14 protein-coding genes, 1 tRNA gene and 3 pseudogenes are annotated in these 13735 nt (G+C 60.6%); 10 read left to right on the top strand and 8 right to left on the bottom strand.

The window, feature by feature from the left end:
* A partial coding sequence (locus I71_RS04425) for an NAD(P)H-hydrate epimerase (RefSeq protein WP_042691151.1) occupies positions 1–1257 on the bottom strand: 1257 nt, incomplete at its 3' end.
* A 202-nt stretch (positions 1258–1459) separates the two neighbouring features.
* Positions 1460–1535 (bottom strand) — tRNA-His (locus I71_RS04420).
* 242 nt (positions 1536–1777) lie between these two features.
* Here I71_RS04420 and I71_RS35590 point away from each other — a divergent pair.
* The 5 genes and pseudogenes from I71_RS35590 to I71_RS04400 all read left to right on the top strand — a co-directional run bounded on the left by I71_RS35590 (position 1778) and on the right by I71_RS04400 (position 5231).
* A complete protein-coding gene (locus I71_RS35590; RefSeq protein ID WP_159107345.1) occupies positions 1778–2242 on the top strand; it encodes a P-II family nitrogen regulator in 465 nt (154 codons plus the stop codon).
* 292 nt (positions 2243–2534) lie between these two features.
* Positions 2535–3943, top strand: a pseudogene (gene glnA / locus I71_RS04410) (type I glutamate--ammonia ligase).
* A 375-nt stretch (positions 3944–4318) separates the two neighbouring features.
* Complete coding sequence (locus tag I71_RS04405) at positions 4319–4561, top strand: hypothetical protein (protein ID WP_042691148.1); 243 nt, start codon at positions 4319–4321, stop codon at positions 4559–4561.
* Positions 4562–4576: 15 nt separating this feature from the next.
* Positions 4577–4852, top strand: a pseudogene (locus I71_RS40950) (Bro-N domain-containing protein); the annotation flags it as partial.
* Complete coding sequence (locus I71_RS04400; protein ID WP_049975919.1) at positions 4821–5231, top strand: hypothetical protein; 411 nt, start codon at positions 4821–4823, stop codon at positions 5229–5231. The pseudogene I71_RS40950 and the gene I71_RS04400, both read left to right, overlap by 32 nt.
* A 37-nt stretch (positions 5232–5268) precedes the next feature.
* On the opposite strand, the gene I71_RS04395 is transcribed toward I71_RS04400, so the two are convergent.
* The gene (locus tag I71_RS04395; RefSeq protein ID WP_042691146.1) at positions 5269–5778 is read right to left on the bottom strand and encodes a hypothetical protein; all 510 of its coding nucleotides are present in this window, start codon (positions 5776–5778) and stop codon (positions 5269–5271) included.
* A 556-nt stretch (positions 5779–6334) separates the two neighbouring features.
* Between I71_RS04395 and I71_RS37135 the strand changes: the two genes are divergently transcribed.
* Positions 6335–7165 (top strand): AbiJ-NTD4 domain-containing protein, encoded by an 831-nt coding sequence (locus tag I71_RS37135; protein WP_159107344.1) that lies wholly within the window; start codon positions 6335–6337, stop codon positions 7163–7165.
* A gap of 173 nt (positions 7166–7338) precedes the next feature.
* Positions 7339–7896, top strand: a pseudogene (locus I71_RS04390) (recombinase family protein).
* A gap of 137 nt (positions 7897–8033) precedes the next feature.
* On the opposite strand, the gene I71_RS04385 reads toward I71_RS04390, so the two are convergent.
* Both I71_RS04385 and I71_RS04380 read right to left on the bottom strand, forming a co-directional pair.
* The gene (locus I71_RS04385) at positions 8034–8309 is read right to left on the bottom strand and encodes a hypothetical protein (RefSeq protein ID WP_042691144.1); all 276 of its coding nucleotides are present in this window, start codon (positions 8307–8309) and stop codon (positions 8034–8036) included.
* A 298-nt stretch (positions 8310–8607) separates the two neighbouring features.
* A complete protein-coding gene (locus I71_RS04380; RefSeq protein WP_307188954.1) occupies positions 8608–9678 on the bottom strand; it encodes a DUF6538 domain-containing protein in 1071 nt (356 codons plus the stop codon).
* Positions 9679–10041: 363 nt separating this feature from the next.
* Between I71_RS04380 and I71_RS35580 the strand changes: the two genes are divergently transcribed.
* On the top strand, positions 10042–10692 hold the full coding sequence (locus tag I71_RS35580; protein WP_199902107.1) for a hypothetical protein: 651 nt from the start codon (positions 10042–10044) through the stop codon (positions 10690–10692).
* Between the two features lie 255 nt (positions 10693–10947).
* Here I71_RS35580 and I71_RS04375 read toward each other — a convergent pair whose 3' ends face one another.
* Entirely contained in the window at positions 10948–11241 is a 294-nt protein-coding gene (locus I71_RS04375; protein WP_199902106.1) for a hypothetical protein, read from the bottom strand.
* 175 nt (positions 11242–11416) lie between these two features.
* Here I71_RS04375 and I71_RS04370 point away from each other — a divergent pair, with 175 nt between their 5' ends.
* Together I71_RS04370 and I71_RS38150 are read left to right on the top strand one after the other, a co-directional pair.
* A complete protein-coding gene (locus tag I71_RS04370) occupies positions 11417–11611 on the top strand; it encodes a hypothetical protein (RefSeq protein ID WP_042691138.1) in 195 nt (64 codons plus the stop codon).
* Between the two features lie 75 nt (positions 11612–11686).
* The gene (locus tag I71_RS38150; protein ID WP_159107343.1) at positions 11687–11863 is read left to right on the top strand and encodes a hypothetical protein; all 177 of its coding nucleotides are present in this window, start codon (positions 11687–11689) and stop codon (positions 11861–11863) included.
* Between the two features lie 79 nt (positions 11864–11942).
* Here the strand turns inward: I71_RS38150 and gatA are convergent, their stop codons facing one another.
* Together gatA and gatC are read right to left on the bottom strand one after the other, a co-directional pair.
* Entirely contained in the window at positions 11943–13424 is a 1482-nt protein-coding gene (gatA, locus tag I71_RS04365; protein ID WP_042691136.1) for an Asp-tRNA(Asn)/Glu-tRNA(Gln) amidotransferase subunit GatA, read from the bottom strand.
* Entirely contained in the window at positions 13424–13711 is a 288-nt protein-coding gene (gene gatC / locus I71_RS04360; protein ID WP_042691134.1) for an Asp-tRNA(Asn)/Glu-tRNA(Gln) amidotransferase subunit GatC, read from the bottom strand. The genes gatA and gatC overlap by 1 nt, the downstream gene beginning before the upstream one ends.
* Between the last annotated feature and the right edge of the window lie 24 nt (positions 13712–13735).

The following is a 13735-nucleotide window of genomic DNA, read 5'->3' as shown; positions in this document are numbered from 1 at the left end:
CCGGCCGTCGGGCGCGGCGACCACGGTGTCCGCGCCCTTCAGCACAACGACCGCACCGGACCGTGCGGCGGCGGCACGCACCCGCGACAGCTTGTCGCCGTCCATGCCGACGGAGTCGCCGAACAGCCGGGCGAACTCCCCCTCATGCGGGGTCAGGACGCAGCGCTGGTCGAGCCGGTCGAACAGCTCGTCGGCCGACTCGGCAAAGCTGGTCAGGGCGTCGGCATCGAGAACACAGGCCCGGCGGGCCTCTGAAACGCCGGTCCGGCGGGCATCCAGCGCGGTCATCACCGCGGCGCGGGTCTGCGCGCCCCTGCCCGCCCCCGGCCCGATCAGCACCGCATTCCTGCGCGGGTCCTGCAGCAGCCGGGCGAAGGCGCCGGCGTCCTCCAACGGATCGACGATCACGCTGGCGCAGCCGGCGGCATAGACAGGAAAGGCTTCCGGCGGACAGGCGATGGTGACGAGCCCCGCCCCGGCGCGCAAGGCGGCGACCGAGGCCAGCCGCGCCGCGCCGGTCATCCGCGCGCCGCCCAGCACCACCGCATGGCCGCGGGCATATTTGTGGCCGTCCAGCGCCGGCCAGGGGAAGCGGTGCCGCCACAGCGACGGCTCGTTCACCGCGGTCTGCGGCGCGATGCTGTCCAGCACCCGTTCCGGGATGCCGATATCGGCGACCACCACCTCGCCGCACAGGGTGCGGCCGGGCAGCAGCACATGACCGGGCTTGCGGCGGAAGAAGGTGACGGTCAGTGCCGCCTGGGGAGCAGCCCCCAGCACGCGGCCGCTGTCGCCATGCAGGCCGCTCGGCACATCGACGGCGACGACCGTCCTTCCCTCCATCGCCTCGACGATGGAGCGGGCGAGCCCGTCGAGCGGCCGGGACAGCCCGGCGCCGAACAGCGCGTCGATGACCAGGGGGTTGCCCTTGAGGATGTAGGGATCGGCGGCCTCGATCGGGCCGGGCCAGCGCTCCGCCGCCACCGCGGCGTCGCCGGTCAGGGCCGAGCGCGTGCCGAGCAGCGCCAGCCGCACCGGCCAGCCGGCCTCCAGCAGCAGCCGGGCGATGACGAAGCCGTCGCCGCCATTGTTGCCGGGACCGCAGAGCACGGCGGTCGGATGCGGCGCCCAGCGCTCGCACACCGCGCGGACCACGGCGGCGCCCGCGGCCTCCATCAGGGCCGGGCCGGGCACCCCGGCGGCGATGGCCAGTTGGTCGGCCCGATACATCTCCGCGACGGACAGAAGCTCATCCATCCCCCACTCTCCCCGACCCTGGCCGACCCAGGCTTGCCGCGCCGTTCCCCTGAGCGGTCGAAGATGCACACGCCCGCTCTACCCGTAGGCGATGACCTCACTCGAAACAAAGAACGCAGCCAAACATAAACGCCCGCAAAACGGCTGTTAAGCCGTGCGGGCGTTTATAAAGGAGAATTTTTCCAAGACGCGAAAAAGAAGATGGGGCGATGGATGGGACTCGAACCCACGACCGCTCGGACCACAACCGAGAGCTCTACCAACTGAGCTACCACCGCCGCCGTCAGCGTTTCCGCCGTCGGGAGCCGCGTTATGCTCCACCGCGATCGACCGGTCAAGCGCCTTTTTCACGAAAAGCGAAAAAACTTCTTTTGGGGCGGCGCACCACCCCTTTCGCCGGACCGGAGAGGCTCCGATCCGTCAGATGACGCGGAGCACTTGCGCCATTTGCACAAATATTGTTCACTCCGCTGAATCCTTCGGCAGCACCCTGCCCCATCGGACGGCACCAGACCGTCTTATGACCAGCGTCGATGCCGCCGGACCGGATCGGCCGATTGTGGCACGCTCCATGCTTACTGATGTCGCTGTCGGCAGTGCCGTGGACGGTGCCTGCCGGCGTTGGCACCTCGTACACGAGAGACCCATGAAGAAGATCGAAGCCATCATCAAGCCGTTCAAACTCGACGAGGTGAAGGAAGCCCTTCACGAGGTCGGGATCAAGGGGATCACCGTCACCGAAGCCAAGGGCTTCGGCCGCCAGAAGGGCCATACCGAGCTTTATCGCGGCGCGGAATACGTCGTGGACTTCCTGCCGAAGGTGAAGATCGAGGTGGTGATGGAGGATTCCCTGGTGGAACGGGCGATCGAGGCGATCCAGCAGGCCGCACACACCGGCCGCATCGGCGACGGCAAGATCTTCGTCACGCCCGTGGAGGAAGTTGTCCGCATCCGCACCGGGGAAAAGGGCGCCGACGCGATCTGATCGCGCGACCGCCGGTCCCGACCGTCCGACCTGACAGCTTCCGACCAGCACCCGCCAACATGCGCCGATTTCCCTTTCACGTCCCGCCGGCCCCGGCCGCACCTCCTGCCGAACGGCCAAAGGCCGCCTATGGCGAAGGTGCGTCTTTTTGGGTTGGCGCGTTGTGCGGGGAAGAAAGGCGTGAGATAACGTCCGCCGCGAGCGCCGCCCTCCGCCGCCAAAGCCCCTTCGGGGCTTCGACAGCGGCTTGACGCAGCGGGATCCAACCCTCTTAAAGCGTGGAAAAAGAGACATGTCCGACATCAGCAAGGTCTTCGACCTGATCAAGGAACACGACGTCAAGTACGTGGACCTGCGCTTCACCGACCCGCGCGGCAAGCTGCACCACACCGCTCAGCACGTCTCGACCATCGACGAGGACGTGTTCGAAGACGGCATCATGTTCGACGGTTCCTCGATCGCCGGCTGGAAGGGCATCGAAGAGTCGGACATGATCCTGAAGCTGGACCCGACGACGGCCGTCATGGATCCGTTCGCCGCCCAGCCGACGCTGAACATCCTCTGCGACGTCTATGATCCGGGCACGGCGGCGCCTACGCCCGCTGCCCGCGCGGCATCGCCAAGGCCGCCGAGAAGTACACCGCCTCGGCCGGCATCGGCGACACCGTCTTCTTCGGCCCGGAAGCCGAGTTCTTCGTGTTCGACGACGTCAAGTACTCCGTCGACATGAACAAGGTGTCCTACGAGTTCGCCTCGGACGAGGGTTCCTACTCGTCGGGCAAGGACTATGAGGACGGCAACCTGGGCCACCGCCCGGGCACCAAGGGCGGCTATTTCCCGGTCGCTCCGGTCGACAGCTGCAACGACCTGCGCGCCGAGATGCTGAGCGTCCTGGCCGAGATGGGCGTTCCGGTCGAAAAGCACCACCACGAGGTGGCTGCCGCCCAGCACGAGCTGGGCATCAAGTTCGACACGCTGGTCCGCACCGGCGACAACATGCAGTACTACAAGTATGTGGTGCACAACGTCGCCCACGCCTATGGCAAGACGGCGACCTTCATGCCGAAGCCGGTGTTCGGCGACAACGGTTCGGGCATGCACTGCCACCAGTCGATCTGGAAGGACGGCCAGCCGCTGTTCGCCGGCAACCAGTATGCCGACCTGTCGGAGCTGGCGCTGTACTACATCGGCGGCATCATCAAGCACGCCAAGGCGCTGAACGCCTTCACCAACCCGTCGACCAACAGCTACAAGCGTCTGGTCCCGGGCTATGAGGCTCCGGTGCTGCTGGCCTACTCGGCCCGCAACCGTTCGGCCTCCTGCCGCATCCCGTACGTCGCCTCGCCGAAGGGCAAGCGCGTCGAGGTCCGCTTCCCGGATCCGTCGGCCAACCCGTACCTGGCCTTCGCCGCCATGCTGATGGCCGGCCTCGACGGCATCCAGAACAAGATCCATCCGGGCGACGCGATGGACAAGAACCTGTACGACCTGCCGCCGGAAGAGCTGGCCAAGGTCCCGACCGTCTGCGGCTCGCTGCGCGAAGCCCTGAACTCTCTGCGCGAGGACAACGAGTTCCTGCGCAAGGGCGACGTCTTCTCGGCCGACATGATCGAGGGCTACATCGACCTCCGCACGGAAGAGATGATGGCCTTCGAGACCATGCCGCACCCGATCGAGTACAAGATGTACTACTCGGTTTGATTTGGTCCTTGGAAACACTGGGCCTTTCATCACTTCGGAAACGGAGGGTGTACCGGCCCGGTGTACCCAGTCAAGAGGCTCCCTGGGAAACCGGGGGGCCTTTTTTCTTTCCGGTTACTGGCACCTCTCCTCGTGCCCATGGAATGCCTCTCGGATGGGCGCCCTGGTGCGAGTTGCCCTGACCGCTACCGCGATGCAGCCGACACCAGCCCGAACGACTCAGCGGGCGTTGCTGCGGCTCCCGGTGGGCCATGGATCAGCACGGGGAAGGCTTGGGACACCAGATGGAACCAACGCTCCCCGACCCTCCTAGAAAAGACACTTCGCGAGTAGGGGTTAAAGGCCAATGCGGTTGATGTTGGTCCCACGCCGATCATGACCAACGTTCAGACCTTCATGTTCGCCCTGCCGGCCGGAACCGCCACCATGCAGGTTCCCGTTCGCACCCTGGACATCAACGGAGCGCCTTGGTTCCACGCGACCGACGTTGGAAAGGCCCTTGGGCTGGAAACTGCCGCCGGTATGTCTCAGTGCATCAAGGCCCTGAACAGCGACGAACGGCGGAAGGAGAACAAAGCAACCCTGAAACTGATACAGGGTTGGACCAACTTTGCGTAGCTTGTCTCAGAGTCCGGCCTTTACAAGCTGGTGATGCGTTCGGACAAGCCCGAGGCCCGCAAGTTTCAGGATTGGGTGACGCGGGACGTGTTGCCCGCATTCCGCAAGGACGGCGGCTATATCATGGGGAAAAGGAGGCACTTGGCGCCCTCAGGGACTCGTTACAGCGCCCCCACCATCGCCCGCCACCCATGTAGCCACGCCCACGCCAAGGGCCTTCAGCGAGTCGCCTGCGAGCTTCCTGAAGGACACCCGGACCATGAACGACCTGATTTGCGTTACCGCCGTTGAAGGTGAACCCCGTGTTCTGGACACGGAGCTTGCGGCGGCCCTTGGTATGGCCCGGCCGAACGATATCCGTGAGTTGATCCACCGTAACACCGAGGAAATCCAAGGCTTCGGAGGTTTACCATGCCGTACGGTAAACCCCGGTTCCCGTGGTGGCCGCCCGAGCAAGGGTTTCTACCTGAACGAAGAACAGGCCCTTTTGGTCGCCATGTTCTCCCGGACGGAAAAGGCGAAGGAGGTTCGGGCAACCTTGGTCCGGGTGTTCGCCGCGTATCGCCGCGGTGATCTGGTGCAGGCTCCCCCGGCGTTCCGGGTTCCTCAGACCTTCGCGGAAGCCCTGCGGCTTGCTGCGGACGATGCGGCCTTGGTGGCGCTGGCGTGACTGAGGGGAGAAGTTGGTTCGTAAGTTATTATAGCCCTCAGGCTGCCAACATCTCCCTTTGCTCTCCCTGCCTCCGAAGTCTCGCTACGGACACACCATTAACCGTATATCCGGACAACAAAGCCACTTCGGTATTCGGAAGGTATCCATGGTCGCTAAGGAGATGGTTCAATCGCCATTTCTTATTATCAATTTTGGAAATCTCTTTGGTGATCCCTGCATAGTCCAGACACCACCAGATATTATCCAACACCTCTTCATAGAAGACAGGGAAGATGATTGTAGATTTATCCCCCTGGAATACCCCAGACCCTTTACCGGGGATGACGTTATGTCCGTACCCTGCATAGAACACATTGTCCGGCACCAGTGCCCTTCGCTGTTGTCCGCCATAGGGCACCGTCTCTAGGAACCCATGGTGATCCAAGAGCGCCCTGAGGGTGGAGTCGGCTACACCCCATCCTTCGGCCATAGCGGACACCGTAACGCCCTGCTTGTCCCGCCAGAGGGTTTCCCGGCGGAGAGTGGAAATCTTCGGAATGTGCATATCGTTGTTCGTCCTTTGAGAGTGGATTGACCCGCTTACCGGCTTCTCCGGTGCCCTGGTCCTGAGAGGCGGAACTGCGCCGTCCTCTTAAGGGTGGGTGAATTGCGGGTTCTCAAAGGGTGGGGGAATTAGGCAGTGACGTGACCGGAGAGCTAAGCGGCGAACATCGGCCATTTCTAATCAGCGGATCAAACCATCCCGCCAATAATCTTCCTGGAGATTAGAGATTTATTTATATACTTCTGATATCTGCTTTTTATTTTCGACGACAGTCCAAAATATAAGCGGCGGAATGCGAAGGTATCGTCATAAGTTACGATGATAATTATTGGAAAAAGCGTATTAGATACCGGAATATATCTCAATGCGACCAATACCTAGATGTGCGACACACGGCGAGTTAAGGTGTTATCAAGCGAGATTGGAAAAATGACGACATATTATCGTATGTCTACCCTAAGAATTTTTGTGGGAGCACTTATCTGTCGCTTAAGAACTTGCGATTAAAATGCGAATTAAGGCAGCATGGGAAGGCTTGAGGTTTGGAAATAGGTGAATGATGAGGTTTTCGCAGAGAATGGGCTTTACCCCTATCCGGTCCGCATTACAAATAGACTCGATGGATGCGGAGCTTAGAAATTCCATATGGAATATAATAGATGAGGTAGTATTTGAATTTATGACTGCGGACTATGGTGATTTGCGAACAGAGCCGTGCTTTTCTTTCTATAGAAGTTTTTGGTCGGATTTTTTTAAAGAGCCAGCGCGTGATATGCCTCTTAACTGGGCTAACTGCATCTATGCGATAAGGATGCGGTATGAAAAATACGAGTGGTTTCGAGTTTATGACTTCTGTGAATTTGTTGTCCAAAAGTTTGGAAATAATGAGGTTGTAAATTTAGGCAGAAAATTAAATAAGGTTCTTGAAAGGGAGGGTTCTGCTTACCGATTTTCGGATAATCTATTGGTTAGAGTTTCTGATGAGATCGAGCTATCTTCGATCAGCGATGCCCAAGATTTCTCAGGAAAATACCTTCCAGTATCTAACCATATCAACGCCGCAATACGATTGATGTCTGATCGTCTGTCGCCAGACTATAGAAACTCGATTAAGGAATCAATTAGCGCCGTCGAGGCTATGTGCAGAATTGCCACAGGAAACCATAAGGCGACATTGGGCGATGCTCTTAAGAAATTTTCTGATGCTGGGATTAACATTCATCCAGCTCTGAATAAATCCCTTAACCAAATGTATGGATATACAAATGATGAGAGCGGGATACGGCATTCATTGCTAGAAGAGTCTCGGCTTGATTATGAAGATGCCAAATTTATGCTGGTTGTGTGTTCCGCGTTTGTAAATTTTATACGAGGTAAATTGATATAGAAATTATGGATTTCTCATTGCGACCACGTCTGCTGTCGTCCCAATAGACCGTGCCCAAGCGGGCCGTCTCACGCCCACGCCCAAGCCGTCCCAATGAAATCCCCCTTGCCTTTTTGGGACGGCGGGGCGATAACGTCTAAGGGTTCATTGAGACACTTGGGACGGAACAAGCCATGTTGATCGGCTACGCTCGCACCAGCACCCTCGACCAGAAAGCTGGCATTGAGGCGCAGGTCCGTGACCTTCAGGCCGCAGGGTGCGAGCGCCTATTTCAGGAACAGGTATCGTCGGTGGACGTGGCGAACCGGGAACAGCTTGCCATTGCCCTCGACTTCATTCGGAAGGGGATGCTCTGGTGGTGACGAAACTCGACCGCTTGGCCCGCTCCGTCGCCCACATGATGACCATTCTCGAACCCCTGAACACCAAGGGCGCATCCCTGCGCATCCTGAACATGGGCATCGACACCATCTCCCCCACCGGGAAGCTGATGCTGACCATCCTTACCGACCTGGCAGAATTTGAGCGGTACATCATGCTTGAACACCATCGAGACGGCATCACCCATGCCAATGCAGAAAGAAAATACAAGGGCAGGAAGCCCACTTCACAGGCTATCGTCTGAAGACATGATAGCCCTGAAGGCGCAGGACATGAGCTCCATTCACATATCCAAGACACTCGCGATCGTCAGGGCCAACGTCTACCGCATCCTTGGTGCCGATGCCTGAACCGCGCTGCATGGCAATGCTGCTAGGAGTCCCTAGGGATCTTAAGACACTCTCCGCCCTCCCCTGTCTCCTCTGGAAATCACACTTCACAGAATGGCGTTAAAGCACCGTTGTTCGGTTGTTGTTCCGACCTTCCTTCATGCAGAGTCGCTGTAGATTTCCCCCTGCCCATTGCACCCAGCGGGTTCCATATGCGAGAGGTCAACGCCAAAATCCAACCTCTCAATCAACGCGAAGCGTTCGGGTGCCGAGAGTAGCTTTCCGCCATAGACGCCGTAAGTGATGCCGACATTGACCACATGGCCGGCAAGCTGCCCGCTGAGTGTTTCCGGCACCCCGGCGACCTGGTAACTGGATATGAAGGCGTGGCGGAAGCTGTGGAATTCCAGACCGGAGCGGCCAAGCCCAACCAAGTGCCTGAAGTGCGAACACCACGCACAAAACTTCTCGCTATAGCGCCCATCGGCACTTGGGTTTATCTCGGGCCACAGGGGACCTACGCCCTTCTAGGACACATGTTCATGGTGGGACAGCAGGCCAAGCCGGATCAGCCATGGTTGCACCGGGACGATGCGCGTCCCTGCCGCCGTCTTCGTGTCTTCCACTGAGAAGCACCTGATGCCCTCGATCTGCCGCAGGTCCGTCACCTTCAGCTTCGCCGCCTCTTCAGCCTGCAAGCCCGAATGCAGGGCAATCAGCAGCAGCCAGAACTTACGGGTCGTTCATCAGAACGCAGCCGGGCTTCTCCCGCCGATCCGCCCGCCAATGGCCGGTGTAGAGCGGACAGTGAAACAGCACCTTCAGGTCTGCGGGGGTGTAGGTGTCACGGTCAGCTTCATCCGCCTTGGGCGCCAGTCCCTTCAATGGGCTGTCGATGGTGCATTTCCCCTCGATCTTCGCCCAATTGAGCATCGCGTTCACATACTTGAAGTTCTGGATGATGGTGTTGTTCGATAACTCCATATCGGCCAGCGCATCGCGCCAGTCACGGACATCATCCCGAGTGAGGTCATCAACCGCCTTGTTGTTCAGGATTTCGGCAAACCGGGTCAGCTTCGGCTTCGTGTTAGTGAGGGTGCGGCCCTTCCATTCCCCATCCCTAACCTTCGCTTCGGCGTAGACTTCCACCAACTCCGCCAGCGCCATGGATTGGTGTGTGCGATCAACCGGCGGGGCTGCGGCAGTCGCCGCGGGCGGCAGGGCGAACAGCGGATCACGTCCGGGGTGCCCATAGTCGCCAACCCGCCGGGCCTTGGTCTGGTTCAGCAACTCCACCTGTGCCCGAAGGAGAGTGCGGCAAAACCGCCCATAGGCATCGCTTGCCCGATCCACGGACAGCCCGCCTGCGGCCAAGAGTTCATCGGCCACAACCTCAATCTGCTTGTAGTCGTTGACGGCCAGCGCCTCCCGGCTGTCCCCGATCAGGTCGGACAAGAGCGTCAAGTCGGCCTGGATCGGCTCAATCTCGGGATCGGGGGCGGCATAGAGGGTTTCCCCTGCCCTGACCTTCTCCAAGTCGCGTTCCGCCGCGTCGAGTTCCTTCGCCAGCCAATCGCGGGCAATGGTGTTGATCCTGTCGGTGGTGAGGGCGGTATCGGTCATGGCGCTGGCGAACAACCTGTCGGCAACCGCGGTCAGCCTCCGTCCCCTGACGATGGCCGTGGCGCGATCCTTGGTCCGCAGGGACACCACCAGTTCCCGCTTAACAAACCGCGAACGCAGGCCCTCTGGCACCTTGCGCCGCCACCTGAACCCGTCGCCCCGACGTTGGACATGAAGCACCGGATGCCCTCACTCACGGGCGCCGACAGGCCGTTCCGGTGTACCTCCCCGGTGTACCTGCGGGCGCGGATTACGCCGTGAAGTGGGAAAAATCCAATGATTTCAGGACTATGCCGCACCGGATCGAGTTCAAGATGTACTACTCGGTTTGATTTAAGACGGTGTTTCTCGGGGTTCAGGGGATACCTGAAGCCTGAAAAGAAACAGCAAAGATGCCCCTGCTGGATAGCCAGTGGGGGCATTCTTTTTTGGAGTCAACCAACACCTCAAAATTCTACTTAGAGTTTTATTTTCGGCGATACTTGACCTCCCGCACTCGAACTTTTAGCGTGAGCTTAGCTTTTATATTTCGAGCAAACCGCTATGGACGACACCACCCTCGAGCAAATTGCCGAATTGATATGTGGCGATAATAAAGACACTCATCCCGTCTATAGGACGGGAGGCGAGTTGACAAAGTTCTTCGCCAATGCAGGCATGCCCAACTTTCGGCATGATGGCTCGACTCGTAAATGGTGGGTTCTCAGCGCGCTTAAGCTTTGCACACGTGACGAGTTGTCCCAGGTTATCTGTCGTTTGGCATCGCCCAGAGAATATCGGGGAGATCCGGGGCTAACCCGAATGGCAATCTCTGAGTTGAACAGGGCACTTGCGCTGGAGGATCTTGAGGTTGGACTGAATAGCACTCAACCTTACATAAAAGAGAAGAAAACTGAATTCAGACTGGAGCCTGAAGAGCCTGAACCCCAAGCTAAACCGATGCCGAACTTCGTCGCTCTTAATCTCGAGCCAGGGCTAGGTGAGTTATTAGCTCAGCGCTGGCAAGAAGCTCAACTATGTATTGTTAAAGGCGCCCATCTTTCAGCCATAGTCATGATGGGCGGCCTACTTGAGGGATTGCTACTCGGAGTGTGTCAAAGGAACCCTCGCGTAATAAACCAAGCGTCAAATGCTCCCAGGGATCCGAGCACGGGCAAAGTCAGCACTTTGCTCAATGGAGCCTTTCAGAGATGATTGACGCAGCCCATGCAGTTGGATGGATTGACTTAGATGTGAAAAAATTTTCACACGCACTAAGGAGCTTCCGAAACCTAATTCATCCTTATGAACAACTGGTTTCTAGAGGAAACCCGAGTAAGGACACCTGCCTTATCAGCTGGCAAGTCGTCCAAGCGACTACGAATGACCTTGCAAGAGTACTTGCTGCTAAATTGGACTGATCAGGATAATTCGCGGCGTCCGGCAACGGGCGCCGCGGCCGGTCACGCATCATTCGAAAGCCGCTCCCGGTTCGCGCCGGGGGCGGTTTTCTTTTTGGGCCCGCTCGATCCAGACACCGACATCGGGTGGCGCGCATCCCTTCCGCTCCGCACAGTCCGCCTTGGCGCAGGTGCAGGCGGGGAACAGGCAACCGTCACCGTTCAGGTCGGTCGCCCGGACCGCGAGGTCGTAGCGCACACCGCGCATGATGGCCGGGCCGGCGGTGCTGTGGCGTTCGTAATGCTCAACGACATGGCGGACGCGGGTGAGCAGGTCGCGCCGTTGATCGTGTCCCGGATCCATGCCTTCGCCCTCAATCGCCATGATTGCCGACACCAACAGGGACGCCGGAAGGCAGTCACCTGTTCCGCCATCCAGGCGCAGTACGGCGCATGGACGAGAACAGCGCGCAGGAATGATGCACCCGCCCGGCTGTTGCCACGGCAGTGATGAAGACCGATGACCAGGAGGGAAGAGCATGATGGATCGTGATCGGCTGCACCGCGTCGCCAAGGCGCTGGGCGATGTCCGCCTTTACGAAAAGCATCATACTGGTGAGTTCATCACCATGCGCTTGCGCGATTCCCTGGCCGACAATCCCGGCTATGACGAGGAGGAGGTGGACAGGAAACTGCTGGAACTGGCGCGGGTGGCGTTGGAGGCGGCGGAATAGCGGCGGCAGGGGTGACGAAGCGTCGGACGGCCTGTTGGTGGGGATGAAGCGAGCCAACAGAGGGAGACAGCCGCCATGGCCGAAGATAAGACTCAACAGAACGACCGTCCGGCGACCAAGCCGATCCCGGTGAAGCCGGCGGTCGAGCCGATGAGCAACAAGGACGAAGCACCGCCGGGCACGCCGGGAACCGGCGAGACCATGGCCCCGAAGACCGGCGAGACCTATGTGCAGGGCATCGGCGGGGCGTAAGGCACGCCTGCCGCATCCAGCACCAAACAAAAAGGGCCGGCTCCCGTGAGCCGGCCCTTTCGCTGTCATGCTACCCGCGTCACGCCACGAAGGGCGGAAGCGCGGTGACGTTGGCAGCCTTCTCGACGACCTGGCCGACGCGCAGCAGCGTCTCCTCGTCGAAGGGACGGCCGATCAACTGGAGGCCGAGCGGCAGGCCGTCCGCGCCCAGGCCGGCCGGAACCGACATGGCCGGCAGGCCGGCGAGGTTGATCGGAACGGTGAAGACGTCGTTCAGGTACATCTGCACCGGATCGTCCATCTTCTCGCCGATGGCGAAGGGCGTGCTGGGGGCGGTCGGCGTCAGGATGACGTCGCAGCTCTTGAACGCCTCGTCGAAGTCCCACTTGATGCGCGTGCGCACCTGACGGGCCTTGTTGTAATAGGCGTCGTAATAGCCGGCCGACAGCACATAGGTGCCGATCAGGATGCGGCGCTGCACTTCCTTGCCGAAGCCGGCGCCACGGGTGTTCTCGTACATTTCCTTGAGGTTGCCGCCCTCGACCCGCAGGCCATAGCGCACGCCGTCATAGCGCGCGAGGTTGGACGACGCCTCGGCCGGCGCGATGATGTAATAGGCGGCCAGCGCGTATTTGGTGTGCGGCAGGCTGACCTCGACCGGCTCGGCGCCGGCCTCCTTCAGCCAGGCGATGCCCTGGTCCCACAGCGCGGCGATCTCGGCCGACAGGCCCTCGACCCGGTATTCCTTGGGAATGCCGACGCGCAGGCCGCGGATGTCGCCGGTCAGCGCGGCGCGGAAGTCCGGCACCGGCATGTCGACCGAGGTGGAGTCCTTCGGATCGAAGCCGCACATGGAGCGCAACATGATCGCCGCATCCTCGACCGTCCGGGTCATCGGCCCGGCCTGATCCAGCGAGGAGGCGTAGGCGACGATGCCCCAGCGCGAGCAACGGCCGTAGGTCGGCTTGATGCCGACGGTGCCGGTGTAGCCGGCCGGCTGGCGGATCGAGCCGCCGGTGTCGGTTCCGGTGGCGCCCAGCGCGGCGCGCGCGGCAATCACCGCGGCGGACCCGCCCGACGACCCGCCGGCAACGATCTTCTTCTCCCAGGCGCCGGGCGCGCCGGGGCTCCAGGGGCTGACCGTCTCGCCCTGGTGGGCGGTGATTGTGGCGGAACCCATGGCGAATTCGTCCAGGTTCACCTTGCCCAGCATGACGGCGCCGTCGCGCCACAGCTGGGAGGTCACCGTGGACTCGTACTCCGGCTTGAAGCCGTCCAGGATGTGGCTGCCGGCGGTGGTGGCCACACCCTTGGTGCAGAACAGGTCCTTCACCGCGATGGGAAGGCCGTCCATCGGCCCGGCTCCGCCCTTGGCGCGGCGCTCGTCGCTGGCCTTGGCCATCGACAGGGCGGCGTCCGGGGTCTCGGTGATGAAGATGTTGAAGGGACGCACGGCCTCGACCGCGCGCACATGCGCCTCGGCCAGTTCGACCGCGGTGAATTCCTTCTTGGCGAGGCCGTCCAGGGCCCCGGCCATCGTCAGATGCGTGAGCGCCGTCATCACTCGACCACCTTGGGCACGACGAAGAAGCCTTCGGCCGTTTCCGGACCGTTCGACAGGACCTGCGCGGCGTAACCGCCGTCGGTGACCTCGTCCTTGCGGCGGCGCAGCTTTTGCGCGGCGACGCTGGTCATCGGCGGCACGTCCTTCGTGTCGACCTCGTTGAGCTGTTCCACGAAGGTCAGAATCTGGCTCAGTTCCCCGGCCAGGGATTCCAGTTCCTCGTCCGGCACCTTGATGCGGGCCAGATGCGCGATCTTGGCCACCGTGGCCTTGTCGAGCGACATGCCTCTACTCTCTTCCAAAACATT

Source organism: Azospirillum sp. B506 (genome assembly GCF_000333595.1).
Classification (GTDB): Bacteria; Pseudomonadota; Alphaproteobacteria; order Azospirillales; family Azospirillaceae; genus Azospirillum.
Note: the sequence above shows the minus strand (reverse complement) of the source record. Positions and strands in the feature narration are given on the sequence as shown.

What these genes read in the sequence shown, in the direction of transcription:
- I71_RS35590 (WP_159107345.1), top strand. Translation starts at nt 1,778, where the DNA reads ATGACCAGCGTCGATGCCGCCGGACCGGATCGGCCGATTGTGGCACGC.
- I71_RS04405 (WP_042691148.1), top strand. Translation starts at nt 4,319, where the DNA reads ATGACCAACGTTCAGACCTTCATGTTCGCCCTGCCGGCCGGAACCGCC.
- I71_RS04400 (WP_049975919.1), top strand. Translation starts at nt 4,821, where the DNA reads ATGAACGACCTGATTTGCGTTACCGCCGTTGAAGGTGAACCCCGTGTT.
- I71_RS04395 (WP_042691146.1), bottom strand. Translation starts at nt 5,778, where the DNA reads ATGCACATTCCGAAGATTTCCACTCTCCGCCGGGAAACCCTCTGGCGG.
- I71_RS37135 (WP_159107344.1), top strand. Translation starts at nt 6,335, where the DNA reads ATGATGAGGTTTTCGCAGAGAATGGGCTTTACCCCTATCCGGTCCGCA.
- I71_RS35580 (WP_199902107.1), top strand. Translation starts at nt 10,042, where the DNA reads ATGGACGACACCACCCTCGAGCAAATTGCCGAATTGATATGTGGCGAT.
- I71_RS04375 (WP_199902106.1), bottom strand. Translation starts at nt 11,241, where the DNA reads ATGGATCCGGGACACGATCAACGGCGCGACCTGCTCACCCGCGTCCGC.
- I71_RS04370 (WP_042691138.1), top strand. Translation starts at nt 11,417, where the DNA reads ATGATGGATCGTGATCGGCTGCACCGCGTCGCCAAGGCGCTGGGCGAT.
- I71_RS38150 (WP_159107343.1), top strand. Translation starts at nt 11,687, where the DNA reads ATGGCCGAAGATAAGACTCAACAGAACGACCGTCCGGCGACCAAGCCG.
- gatA (WP_042691136.1), bottom strand. Translation starts at nt 13,424, where the DNA reads ATGACGGCGCTCACGCATCTGACGATGGCCGGGGCCCTGGACGGCCTC.
- gatC (WP_042691134.1), bottom strand. Translation starts at nt 13,711, where the DNA reads ATGTCGCTCGACAAGGCCACGGTGGCCAAGATCGCGCATCTGGCCCGC.